Here is a 14,103-nt window from a genome sequence, read left to right on the forward strand (position 1 = left end):
GAAACGCGAAACTTGACATATTACTTTAAAAGTTGTATTATTTAATTATGAAACAAAAAAGATTAATAAAAAATTTAAAAAATTTATTTATATTATCAAGCGCACCTTTAACTGCTCTTGTTGCAACCAGCGCAGGTTGTGCAGCAGCACCAAGCTATACAAAAAATCCATTAGCAAAGGTTAATGTTACATATAATGTTGTTAATAGTTATGTAAAACCATCTGTTATAAACACAGAAAATCTCAGTCAATATGTAACTATTAATCCATCAACAGATGAGCTTGTAATTTATAAAACTATTTCAGTTTCACAAACTGACGATGATAAAGGAACATTAAAAATCACTGTTTTACTTGAATCAAAAGAAGATAGTAAACTTACATATTCAAAAGAAATTTTAATTAAAGGTTTTCTTAAAAATATTAAAGCTCAGCCACTTAATCCAAGATATCAACAATTCTTCAACGAGATTGTTGATTCAGCTGAAAACTCAGTTCCAACTGTGTTTATGTCTAGAAATGCAGCTCAATATTTCAACTCTGCATTTATGTTAATGTTAGGTGAATTAAACTACAAAAATAGAAATCAAGATTCACTTAATGATGTACTATTTTTAATAGACAATTCAGTTTATGATAAGTCAAACACAGGAACCCAAAGATTTAATTTTGACTATTTATTGCAAAAATATGGAGACGTTTTACAAACACCAGGTCAATACAACATTGGTAATGGTAAATTAATGGTTGCATCACAATTAAAAGATATGAATCCATCATTAAACGATAATGCTAACAAAAAATACGACGTATTTCCGAGAACATTAAATGAATTATTAACTTACCTAAAACCATATAAAGATGCAGGTGTAAATAAATTCGACTTCTACATTCCGGACATTTCATTCCCATCATTACCAGCAGAAGTTAGAAATTACGTTCTAGAACACGCTAATAAAATAGTACTTTTATCAGATGGAAATGCACAACCTTATAAATTTGTTGAGGCTTCATATCAAAGTTGAGCTAACAGAACTTCAAACAATCTTTCAAAAGATGAAATCGCAGCTTCATTTGAAGAAATGCAAAGAACTCAAAAACAAACAATTGACTATAGATACTACTTCCAATTAACTGACAAAGTTAAACTTTACAACTTTGATGGTTCATACATTGAATATTTCAACAAGCAACTTAGAGCTTTAGACAAGGCTAATTTATCATTATCAATTAAAGATTACCCAACTGATTATTCACAAATTTTCAAAAATGATAAATTAGAAATGGAAAAAGCAATTACTGAATATGAAAAACTAAATAGATTAGAGGTTCGTAATGCTCTTGACTTTGTAATTCACGGAAAAGAACATTATGATTCATCTAAGAAGAACTTAGTATTTATGGGTTCATCATTATTTAGAAAATACGAAACAAAAGTTGAGACTGATCCATTATATGGAAAATGAAGAATTAAAGAACTTACTGAAAATAGAGAAGAAATTATAAGTTTCATCAATGCTATAAAAATTAAATATCCTGAATCTGAATACAATTATATGTATAAAATGCACCCAGTTTATTCAAAAGATGAATCAATCGAGTACATTAGAACATTATTTGGAGATAACAATAAAGCAATTATTCTTGACTCTTCAGTTTCTTGAGAAAACATTATCGCAGTTGATCACTCTAAAGCTGATTATGGTAAGTCAGTATTCTTCAACGAGACATTTAACAACGATTCTAAAACACATATCTTCGGAATTCAAGCTTCATCAACCGTTCTATTATCAACACTTGCATTTGTTAGATCAGCTTACAACTTATCATTAGAGCAAGCTAAAGCATTTGTTGATCCTGAAGATTTTGCAATTCCTACTACATTCCACATTATTAGAAGAGATCAAGTTAAACCAAAAAATGGTTTCTATGATACAAACATTAAAGAACTTGATCAAGTTTACAAATACTTCATTCCATCTAAAACATTCTTTGAATTATCAGAATTCAAATCAATACCTGATTTTGTAGCTAAATGAACTAAAATCAAAGAAGGCAAATAATACTTATTTCACTTGCACATAGACACTTTAGTAATTACTAAAGTGTTTTTTATATAAAAAAGAACAGCTATTTAAGCTATTCTGATTTGTGTTAATCAAGTTCAATTTTACCTGTGTAAAGTTGGTGATAGATACCGTGTAATTTTATAAGCTCATCGTGGGAACCAACTTCTTTAATTTGTCCTTGATCCATAACAACGATTTTATCTACATCTCTAATTGTACTTAAGCGGTGTGCTATAACAAATGAAGTTTTATTTTTCATAAGTTCATACATACCCTCTTGGATTTCTCTTTCAGTTTCTGTATCAATTGTTGAAGTAGCTTCATCAAGAACTAATATCATTGGATCTAACATACTTGTTCTAGCAATTGAAAGAAGTTGTTTTTGGCCTTGTGAAAGTGATTCTCCTGCATTTTCTAAGATAGTATTAAACCCATCTTCAGTTTGTTTAATGAATCTAGTTGCATTAGCAATTTTTGCAGCTTCTTTAATATCTTTAAGTGCTGCATCAGGAACACCATAAGCAATGTTGTCGGCTATTGATTTAGTAAACAATGAAGTTTCTTGAAGAACATATCCAAGTGATTTACGTAATGAAGATTTTTTAATTAGTCTAATATCAATTCCATCAAGTTTAATTGAACCTTGAAATACATCATAAAATCTATTAATTAAGTTTGTAATTGTAGTTTTTCCAGCACCAGTCGCACCCACAAATGCAACTCTTTCACCAGGTTTAATATGTAAATCAAAATCTTTGATAATAGGTTTTCCTTCAACATAACCTGCATAAACGTGATTGAAATCAAACTTACCATCAATTCATTTAATTAAGCATCCCATTGAACCCATTGGTATTTTGAAGTAGTATCTTGATGGTTCGCTTAAGAATTTTTCTTTATCATAAGAATTAAACCAAATAATGTTTGATTTAGATAAATCTGAATGATTGATAATTTCGATTGAACCTTTATCAACTTCTGATAAATTATCCATTGCATCAAACACACGTCTTGCACCTGCTGCAGCCATTGCAAGTGTATTGAACTCTTGAACAATTTGAGAAATTGGTAATGAGAAGTTTCTTGCATATTGTAAGAATGCAACAATAACTCCTGCACTGATTGTTACATCTAATGAACCAACTTTACCACCGTTAAGGTAAATGAGTCCAGAAATAATAGCAATAATTGCATAGTTGATATTTCCAATATTCATAAATACAGGGAATAAAACAGTTACATAAGCTTTTGATTTGTAGTCAGCTTCATAGAACTCTTTATTTCTCTTTTGCATATCTTCAAATGAAGCTTCTTGATGATTAAAGACTTTAATAACCTTAACACCATTAATCATCTCATTTATAAATCCGTTAATAATACCTAGACGTTTTTGTCTTAATGTAAAGAATTTACTTGATTTGCTTGCATAAACAGATGATAAGAACATAGTTGTTCCTACAAGTGCGAACACTATTAATGATAAAAATCAGTTGTAGTAAAGCATAAACACTGTTGTCACAATAAGTGTTGCTAAGCTTGAAAATATTGTTGGTACAGTTTGCATTATGAATTGCTTAAGCACATCAACATCATTAACAAACAATGACATTAAGTCACCTTTAAGTTTCTTATCAAAGTAGCTTATTGGTAATGTTTGCATTTTTGCATATAAGCTATCACGTAAGTTTTTAATAGTTGTATGTGTTAAGAATACTGCTAATCTCGTTGCTATAAATTCAAAAAGCACACCTGATAAAAATAAACTAACTAAGATAATGATTGAAAGGTTGAATCCATTTCAATCAAATTCATTGAAACCTGATTGAAAAAATGGAACTAAGAATTTGTTGAATAGCACTAACCCCAGGTAAGATTGGCCCAAAACATTTACTACTGATGAAATAATGAAACCGAAAATAATGAGCATAAAATATCATTTATTTGTAGCTCAGATAAGTGCAATAACTCTTTTAAGAGCACCTTTAGCTTCTGAGCTTTTTATAGTTTTTCTTTTATTCATCACTACCTCTATTTTGTGTTTCATATAAATGTCTGTAGTATTCGTTTGATTTTAAAAGTTCTTCGTGCTTACCAATCCCTGAAATTTCACCATCATTAATAATTACAATCTTATTTGCATGCTGAATTGACGAAATTCTTTGCGCAATAATGATTTTAGTTACATCTCCTAATTCATATTTAAGTGAGTGCTGGATTTTCTTATCGGTATTATTATCAACTGCACTAGTTGAGTCATCTAAGATAAGAATTTTTGATTTTTTAAGTATAGATCTTGCTATTGAAAGACGTTGTTTTTGCCCACCTGAAAAGTTGTTCCCTGATTCTTCTACTCAAGTGCTCAAGCCATCTTTAGCAAAAACAAAGTCATAAGCTGATGATTTTTTAAGTGCTTCAATTATTTCTTCATCAGTTGCTTCTTCATTTCCTCAACGCATATTTTCGGCAACTGTTCCTGTGAATAAAACATTCTTTTGAAGCACTATAGAAACTTGATTTCTAAGCGCTTTAAGATTGTAATCTTTAACATTAACTCCACCAACTAAAACTTCTCCATTAGTTACATCATATAACCTTGGTATGAGTGAAATAAGCGAAGATTTACCAGCACCTGTTTTTCCTAAAATACCAACAGTTTCACCTGGTTCAATTGTTAAATTAATATTATTTAAGTTATTTAATTCAGCGTGTTCTTTATATTTTAAAGACACATTTCTAAATTCAATTTTTCCACTAGCAACTTCTGTGAACCCATCTTCTTTTTGAACTAAAATTGGTTTTTCTTCAATAAGTTCTCTAATTCTTTTAGCCGATGCTTTAGCAGAAGTTACATTAATAACACCTACAGAGAATAAAATGAAGTTAACTAAAACTTGGAACATATAACCAATGAAAGAAGTTAATGTACCAAAATCCATTGTTGCATTTTGCTTATTCACAACAATATCTTTTGTAGCAACTGCAATAAATGAAACTAAGCAAACATAAATAAGTAACCCGAATAAAGCTCTGTTTGAGTTAATTCATTTTTCAGTCATTATAGAAATTTTTCTAACTAATGCTGATGAGTTCTTAATATCGAGCAATTCATCTTGCTCTTTAACGAATGATTTAATTGTTCTAATTGCATTTAAGTTTTCACCAATTTTTGTGTTTAAGCCATCATAAGCTTTAAGCATTAAATGATATCTTCTATAAACCATAAACATTACAAAACCAATAAATATAGCTAACACAACCATAATAGCAAGCAAAATTGATGCTAATATAGGTGCTATTGTAAATGCAATAGAAATAGCAACCAAAATCATAATTGGTGCCCTAAGCATCATTCTAATGATGTTTAAATAAGCATTTTGAATAGAAACAATATCAGTTGTTAGTCTTGTTATAAGTGTACCATTTGAGTAGTTATCTAAATTCTTAAATGATAATCTCATTAAATTTTTATAAGCATATGCTCTAGCATTATAACCTAGTCCTGCAGCTGCTTTGGATGCGAAAATTCCACTAAGTGCACCAAAAGCAAGTGACGCTAAAGCAAGCGCAATAATAACAAGTGAATATTTTAAAATACCATTTCACGCTTCGTTTTGTAATGCTGTAAATGCTAACTTTTGAATTCCATTATCCATTAATTTCTTAACAGCTAACGGAATAAGAACTTGTGCTACAACTTCTAAAATAGCAAATAATATAGAAAGCAATGAAGCAGTTCTATAGTTTTTCGTTAATTCAAAGAAACTAAAATGTGTAGGAACATAATTTTTAGTTTGTGTCCTTTCCATTATTACTCCTTTCTTTTAAATTGCAAATTAACTTAAATAATCAATTATGCTTCTAGCGGCTACTGCTCCATCTGATGCTGCTGTAACTATTTGACGAACTTTTGTTTGTCTAATATCACCTGCTGCATAAATTCCTGGAACATTTGTTTCCATTTTATCGTTAGTAACAATAAAACCTTTTTCATCTAGTATTCCTAAATCCTGAGCAAATCACGCAGACGATTCAAATCCTATGTAAGGGAAAAACGATGAAACTTTAAGTTCTGTTTGCTCACCATTTTTATTTTTAATAACAACCCCTTCAAGTTGTCTATCGCCCAATAACTGAACTATTTGTGAATTTTTAAACACTTTAATATTTGGTTGCTTCAATAATTCTTCAACTAAAACTTTATCAGCTTTGAATGTTTCATCTCTGATAACTAAATTAACTTCACTAGCAATTCTAGATAAGTAAATTGATTCTTCAACAGCTGAATTCCCATCACCTAAGACTACCGATGGATTTTTACCAAATAATGGAGCATCACAAACAACACAGTAACTAATTCCAAAGTGTTCAAATCTATCATATTCAGGTATGAAAGTTGGTCTTCTATTTATCATTCCAGTTGCAATTAAAACTGATTTCGCTTTTACAACTGAACCATCTGATAAAGCAATTTCTTTATCATATTTACCTAAGTTATTAATTTTTGTAACTGTACCGTAAAGATATTTAGCTCCATATTCTTTAGCATGGTCAAAGAATTCTTGAGCTAATTTTCAGCCTTCAATTTCAGATGTACCTAATCAGTTTTCAACTTTTGCAGTTGATGATAATTTACCACCAGGAGCACCTTTTTCAATAAATGCAACATTCAAGTTTGCTCTTGATGCATATAAAGCTGCATTTAATCCAGCAGGTCCTCCACCAATAATCACAAGATCATAAATTTCGTTCATAGCTTCTCTCCTTAAAAACTAATTATTTAGTTTTAAATTTTATAACTTTTTAAATCATTGTTAAATGTGAGTAGATTTTATCAAAAAATACAAATTTGCTAGTTATATAGGTCAAAAAGTAAGTTTTTGCTAATTGAGCTAAATAAATTTTAGTTTTATTAAGCATTAAAATTTGCAAAATAAAAATATATCCAATTGCTTGGATATATTTAAATTAAGATACAGGCCTCTTAGTTCATAATTTACTAAATAAGTAGCTAAAACTTGTGATGTTTACGTGATTTAAGTAAGCTTCTTTATTTTTATGTTCAAATACAAATTTGTATTTTTCTAATTTTCTTACATATAAATTTCCTCTTAAGAATTCAAAGTAGACAAGTGCCAATCCACCACCGATGATGAATAAGATCGCAACTACTGAATAAAGGTTATATGATTCTTCACGTAAAGGTTCCATTGCAGCACGAGTTATACCATATCAAATTAAGTATAAAGCTCCACCTGACCCTGGTCTTAATAATCCAAAGTAGTTAACAACTCAACAAATTAAAATGTAACCAATTAAGTTTGCTAATCCTTCGTATAAGAATAATGGATATCTGTAAGCACCTTCAAGACCCATACTTGTAGTTAATGAGTCAGAAATGTACATATTTGAAGCAAATGATTTTCCGAATACTAATACTGATGAACCGGTTCAGTCTATTTTTCCATAAACCTCGTGGTTAGCATAGTTTCCAAAACGTCCAACAAATTGTCCTACTAAAACTGCTGGAAGAATGTATCCAAATGCTTTTTTCAGATCAACATCTTTTCTCTTTGTGTATAAGTAAACTATATCAAGGAAAGCAGCTAGAACAACTCCCCCTTGAATACTTAATCCCCCTTGTCAAATTGCGTATCAATGCGAGTTAGGGAATGGATTATCAGGTTGATAAATAAGTCTTTCAATAACGAACCCTAAACGAGCTCCAATGATACCAGCAGGAACTGTGATTAAAATTATCACAAATAAGATATCTATATTTCAGCCTTCTTTATATCAGAAGAAGAAAACAGTAAGAATTGATAGGATAAAACCTAACATAATCATAAATGAGTAAAGGTGCATTTGAAAGGAACCAATACTAAATAAGATTGTTGAAGTACCCTCTGCTATTGGAGAATCAGGTACTCAAGCAGGATATGCTGAATTATTCATTTTCTAATAGTGTCCTTTCATAAATTTCATCTAATACATTCATACCATCATTTCTAGCTAAGTAAGTATTAACAGCAGCTCTAATTAATGAAGCAGCTGAACCTCCTTCTTTGATTGGTATTTGCATTTTCTTAATTGAACGCCCAAAAATTGGATACTCTAAATAATCAACACCTAATCTATCGAATTCACTGTTACCATCTTGTTTAACAAGTTCGATAACAAGATCGATGATTGATGATTTGGCTACAGTTGATACTCCATAAAGTTTTTTAATATCAACTAAACCAATACCTCTGATTTCAAGAAAATTACGTGTAATTTCTGGTGATGATCCGATAAAAATGTTTCCGTTATCTTTAATCAACACAGCATCATCGCTAATTAAAACTGCACCTTGCTGAATTAATTGTAAAGCAGCTTCAGATTTACCAACTCCACTAGCTCCAGTAATAAGCACACCTGTTCCTCCAATAAGAACTAATGTTCCGTGAACTTGTGTAACTTCCCCAAAGTAGTTATTTAAATATGAACCGATGTTTGTTGATATGTAAGATGTACTCATATTAACAAGTGCAACTGGAACTTTATATTTGTTCGCTATATCTACAACTCAGTTAATCGCAGGTTTATTAAACCCTTTAGACAAAATAACAAGTGGAGGTTGCTGTGAAATAACACACTCTATAGCTTGGTAAGCTTTAGTTTTACCTATTTCAAAAAATCAAGACGATTCAGCAGTTCCCCAAGCAATAACGTTTTTGTTAATTCTGTCATTTAAATAATTAGCTGCTAATTCTAGCCCTACACGTTTGATTGCAGGTTGATAAATGTCGTTATAAACCAATTCTTGATTTTCACCATTTATGATTTTTAAATCATAGAAATCAATGATTTTCTTGACATTAATTTTTTTACGTTCTTTATTCATTGAGTATTTTCCTTGAAATTTAAATTTTGTAATTTAATTTTATTAAATTAATTAAGTTTTTGATTACAAAATTTTCTTAAGAAATTGACCTGTGTAACTTCTTGGATTTACAGCAACTTGTTCAGGTGTTCCTTGAGCAACAATTTGTCCCCCGTGAACTCCACCATCAGGTCCTAAATCGATAATGTGATCGCAAGATTTGATTACATCTAAGTTGTGTTCGATAACAATAACTGAGTCACCGTTTTCAACAATTCTATTAAGAATATGAATTAATTTCTTAACATCGTGAGTATGTAATCCTGTTGTTGGTTCATCAAGGACATAAACTGTTTTACCTGTCGGTTTCTTTTGCAAGTAAGTTGCTAACTTAACGCGTTGCGCTTCTCCACCACTTAAAGTTGTTGACATTTGTCCAAGCTTAATGTAACCTAAACCCACGTCCTGTAGAATTTGAAGTTTGTCAATAATCTTATTTCTGTGTTCAAAAAATACAATCGCTTCATCAACACTCATATCTAAAACTTGAGAAATATTTTTGTTGTGATACTTTATTTCAAGTGTTTCTTTATTATATCTTTGACCATCACATTGATCACAAGGTACATAAACATCAGGTAAAAAATGCATTTCAATTTTTATGAAACCATCTCCTGAACATTTTTCACATCTACCACCAGGTACATTGAAACTGAATCTGCTTTTTGTATATCCTCTAATTCTTGATTCTTCAATGTTTTCATAAATTTCTCTAATATCATCAAATACTCCTGTGTAAGTAGCAGGGTTTGATCTTGGAGTTTTTCCAATTGGTGACTGAGAAACCGCAATAACTTTATCAATGTTATTTAATCCTGAAATAGTTTTAAATTTAGCTTTCTTGTGATTTAAACCTTCACTAAGTCCAAGTGAATGTTGAATTCCTCTAACTAAAATTTCATTAACTAATGTACTTTTTCCCGATCCTGAAACTCCAGTCACTGCAACTAATTTACCTAGAGGAATAGTTACATCAATATTTTTAAGGTTATTTTCTCTAGCTCCATAAATAGTAACTTGTTTACCATTGCCACCTCTACGTGTTGCTGGAACTTCGATTTTTCATTCACCAGATAAATATTTAGCTGTAATTGAATTTTTTGATTTTATTATTTCATCTAAAGTCCCTTGAGCAACTACTGTTCCACCATTTAATCCAGCTTCTGGTCCTATATCAACGATATAGTCAGATGCAAACATTGTGTCTTCGTCGTGTTCAACAACAATTAATGTGTTTCCGATATCAACCATTTTTCTAAGTGCATCAATAAGTTTTAAGTTATCCTTTTGATGCAATCCAATTGATGGTTCATCTAAAACATATAAAACGCCTGTTAAATTTGAACCAATTTGAGTAGCTAATCTAATACGTTGAGCTTCTCCACCACTTAAACTTTCAGCACTACGGTTAAGGGTTAAATAGTCAAGACCCACATTTTTAAGGAAGCTTAATCTGTCGATTAGTTCCTTTGTAATTAATGATGAAATTTGCTTGTCATTATCATTTAATGTATCAATTAATTTATTAACCGCTTCAAGTGAATCTTCGATTGATAAAGCAATAAAATCATAAATATTTTTATTATCTAATTTAACTGCTAATGCATATTCATTTAATCTTGAACCCTTACATACTGAACAAGTGAATGAACCCATATATTTTTTAAGGTAATCTCTTCTTCTATCTGAAGTAGTTTCATAATACATTTTCTCAATCTTAGTTAAGATACCATCAATTTCTTTTTCTCTTCTGATGATGTTGTTTGATGAAGAAACTAATGTGTAAGCAATAGGTTCGTGTGAACCATATTTAATTATTTCAAGCTCCTTTTCTCATAAATCTTCAATAGGTGTGTTTTTATTTATATTGTAGTAATTTAAAAGTTGATCAAACTCTTGTCATTCAAGGTTTTGAGTATTCACTGTATTTTGGAAATATTCAATACCACCTTCGTTAATTGATCTTCAAGGTTCAGGAACAATTGAATCAAAGTCAGCTTTAAACTCAAGACCTAAACCTTTACAGTTATCACACATTCCATATGGAGCATTGAATGAGAATAATCTTGTTTCAATTTTAGGCATATTGAAATCTTTGTAGATGCAAGAGTATGTTTTTGAGAATATAAATGTTTTATCTAAGTCAACATTTTCAACCTTAATCAATCCATCTGCATATTCAGTTGCAATTTCTAAAGCTTGTGAAATTCTATTGTAATTTTCTTCAGTTAATCTAACACGATCAATTACTAATTCTATAGTGTGCTTGTTGTTTTTGGTCAAATCAATAGGTTCATCAAGCATCATATACATACCGTTAACTTTAACTCTTAAGAAACCTTCTTTTTTAAGCTTTTCAAAAAGATTTTGATGTGTTCCTTTTTCTCCATCGACTAATGGGGCTAAAATAACAAGTCTTGAATTAGGTTCTTGTTCATAAATTGAATTTAAAATGTCTTTAGTTGTCTGAGTTGAAATTTCAATGTTATGTGTAGGACAATATGGTTTGCCAATTCTTGCGAAAAGTAATCTGAAATAATCATAAATTTCAGTAACTGTCCCAACAGTAGATCTAGGGTTATTATGAACAGTTTTTTGTTCAATTGAAATCGATGGACTTAATCCTTCGATTTTGTCAACATCCGGTTTTTTAGTCCCTCCTAAAAACATTCTTGCATAAGATGAAAGAGAATCGACATATCTTCTTCTTCCTTCTTCATAGATTGTGTTAAACGCAAGTGAACTTTTACCACTACCACTAAGACCTGTAAATACAATTAACTTATTTTTAGGTAAAGTTAAATCAACATTCTTAAGGTTATTTTCTCTAGCTCCCTGAATAATTAATAAATTTTCTTTACTCATTTAATACTCCTTTCTATTTTGTTTCTTGTAATTCTAATAATATATTTCTAAGCTCAATAGCTCTTTCATAATCAAGCTCTTTTGCAGCTTGATTCATTTGATTTCTAATATCGTCAATAATTTCTTGCTTAGCTTTCTTATCAATTTTGTCGCCTGATTTAGTTTTGTTTTGTTTAGCTAAAATAGCTTCAACAGCATTTGTAATATCGTGACCATGAATTGGCTCACTTATAGGTTTTATAATTGTTCTAGGTACAATTCCGTGTTTTTCATTGTAAGCAAGCTGAATACGTCTTTTTTCTTCATTATCATCCATACAAATTTTCATAGCTTCAGTGATTCTATCAGCATAGAAAACTGCTTTACCATTTGCGTTACGAGCTGCACGACCTGTAATCTGAATTAAACTTCTCGCATTACGCATAAAACCAGCTACATCTGCATCTAAAACAAGTACTCTAGAAACTTCAGGTATATCGATACCTTCACGTAAAAGGTTAATCCCGACAATAACTTCGTAAATACCTTTTCTAAGCTTTCTAATAATTTCATTTCTAACAAAAGTGTTATGTTCTGAGTGAATGTAAGCAGCTTTAATTCCGTGCTCAATTAAGTAAGTCGATAACTCTTCAGCGCTTCTTTTTGTCACTGTTAGAATGATTGTTTTTTCACCAGTTTCTCTTTGTTTTATTATGATGTCATAGATGTCTTCAATTTGATTTTGCTTTGGTTTAATAATAATTTCAGGATCAACTAATCCAGTAGGACGAACATAAAGTTTTGAAATATTACTTGGTTCAGTTTTTTCAAGTTCATAATCGCCCGGTGTTGCTGAAATGTAAATTCTAGGAAACTTAAATTCAGTTTCTCATTCATTAAACATTAAAGGTCTGTTATCAAAAGCAGATGGTAATCTAAAACCATAATTAACAAGTTTTTCTTTTCTTGATCTATCCCCTTTATACATTGCTCCTAATTGTGGAATAAACATATGTGACTCATCAATTAACATTAATGAATCTTCAGGGAAGTAATCTAAAATTGTGTATGGTCTTTGACCGAAAGTTCTACCATCAAGGTACATTGAGTAATTTTCTATACCTTTGCAAGTACCAAATTCTTTCATATCGTCAATATCATTTTTGACTCTTTGAGATAATCTAGCAGACTCAAGAATTTTCTGTTCTTTAACAAACTTTGCAATTGATTGCGCTAATTCTTCTTCAATTTTTGGAATTATCCTATCAAAAACAGTTTTATCTGTAGCATACTCATCTCCAGGTGAAAGTACATAGATATTATGTTTTTTAGAGACTTCCTTTGTAAGTGGATCTATTGTTGCAATATCTTCAATTTCATCTCCAAAAAATGAAATCCTAATTGCATGATTTTCAGAATCAGCAGGTCTAACAATTACCGTGTCACCTTTAACTGTGAAATCTCCAGGAGACTGGTCTATATCATTTCTATCATATTTAATTTTGATAAGTTGTGTGATAAAGTTATTCAACCCGATTTCTTGACCTTTGTAAAATCTAAAGAATGAATCTTTATAAACATCTGGAGAAAGTGCTCCATAAATAGCTGAAACACTGGCCACAACAATTACATCTTTACGTGTAATTAATGAATTAATTGCACTCATTCTTAAGATTTCAATTTGCTCATTAGTTTTAGAATCCTTTTCAATATAAACATCAGTACTTGGTTCATATGCTTCAGGTCTGAAAAAGTCAAAGTAACTAATGTAATATTCAACTGCATTATTAGGGAAAAATGACTTTAGCTCACTATATAACTGACTTGCTAAAGTCTTGTTATGAGACAAAATAATAGTAGGTCTATTAACTTCTTTAATAACATTAGCAATAGTAAAAGTTTTTCCTGAACCTGTCACTCCTAAAAGAACTTGGTCAGTATTTCCTTTTTTAACACCCTCTGCTAATTCTTTAATTGCTTTAGGTTGGTCGCCTTGTGGTTTATAGTCTGCTTTTAAATCGAATATACTCATGATTAATATATTATATATGTTAATTTTTAGCATAATATTCTTTTAAAAATGACTAAAAAGTCTATTTTTTAGACTTAAAATCTGATAAATCTTTATAATTAAATTTATTAACTAACAGGAGAGATGTGAAAAAGAAAATTAATAAGAAAACCTTAATATTAAACTAGGACAAGAAAAGTAGACAGAAAATAAAAAAAACTGTCTGCTTTTTGTTTACAATAAGAGAAAGGATTTTA

General features: G+C 30.2%; 8 protein-coding genes. 1 reads left to right on the forward strand and 7 read right to left on the reverse strand.

Going from position 1 to position 14,103, the window contains the following annotated elements:
- Positions 1–47 precede the first annotated feature (47 nt).
- Entirely contained in the window at positions 48–2,063 is a 2,016-nt protein-coding gene (locus ACMZI9_RS02320) for a lipoprotein 17-related variable surface protein (RefSeq protein WP_416099206.1), read from the forward strand.
- A 91-nt stretch (positions 2,064–2,154) separates the two neighbouring features.
- On the opposite strand, the gene ACMZI9_RS02325 is transcribed toward ACMZI9_RS02320, so the two are convergent.
- The 7 genes from ACMZI9_RS02325 to uvrB form a co-directional block, all read right to left on the reverse strand.
- Complete coding sequence (locus ACMZI9_RS02325; RefSeq protein WP_416099207.1) at positions 2,155–4,089, reverse strand: ABC transporter ATP-binding protein; 1,935 nt, start codon at positions 4,087–4,089, stop codon at positions 2,155–2,157.
- Positions 4,082–5,875, reverse strand: coding sequence for an ABC transporter ATP-binding protein (locus ACMZI9_RS02330; RefSeq protein ID WP_416099208.1), 1,794 nt, complete (start codon positions 5,873–5,875; stop codon positions 4,082–4,084). Before ACMZI9_RS02330 ends, ACMZI9_RS02325 begins: the two co-directional genes overlap by 8 nt.
- Before the next feature lie 27 nt (positions 5,876–5,902).
- Entirely contained in the window at positions 5,903–6,820 is a 918-nt protein-coding gene (locus ACMZI9_RS02335) for an NAD(P)/FAD-dependent oxidoreductase (RefSeq protein ID WP_416099209.1), read from the reverse strand.
- 214 nt (positions 6,821–7,034) lie between these two features.
- A complete protein-coding gene (gene lgt / locus ACMZI9_RS02340; RefSeq protein ID WP_416099210.1) occupies positions 7,035–8,021 on the reverse strand; it encodes a prolipoprotein diacylglyceryl transferase in 987 nt (328 codons plus the stop codon).
- Positions 8,014–8,952 (reverse strand): HPr(Ser) kinase/phosphatase, encoded by a 939-nt coding sequence (gene hprK, locus ACMZI9_RS02345; RefSeq protein ID WP_323176713.1) that lies wholly within the window; start codon positions 8,950–8,952, stop codon positions 8,014–8,016. Before hprK ends, lgt begins: the two co-directional genes overlap by 8 nt.
- 63 nt (positions 8,953–9,015) lie before the next feature.
- Positions 9,016–11,856 (reverse strand): excinuclease ABC subunit UvrA, encoded by a 2,841-nt coding sequence (uvrA, locus tag ACMZI9_RS02350; protein WP_416099211.1) that lies wholly within the window; start codon positions 11,854–11,856, stop codon positions 9,016–9,018.
- Between the two features lie 13 nt (positions 11,857–11,869).
- Positions 11,870–13,867, reverse strand: coding sequence for an excinuclease ABC subunit UvrB (gene uvrB / locus ACMZI9_RS02355; protein ID WP_323176715.1), 1,998 nt, complete (start codon positions 13,865–13,867; stop codon positions 11,870–11,872).
- Positions 13,868–14,103: the final 236 nt, after the last annotated feature.

It is taken from the genome of Mycoplasma sp. 4079 (assembly GCF_047785185.1).
In the GTDB taxonomy this organism is placed as follows: Bacteria; Bacillota_I; Bacilli_A; order Mycoplasmatales; family Metamycoplasmataceae; genus Mycoplasmopsis.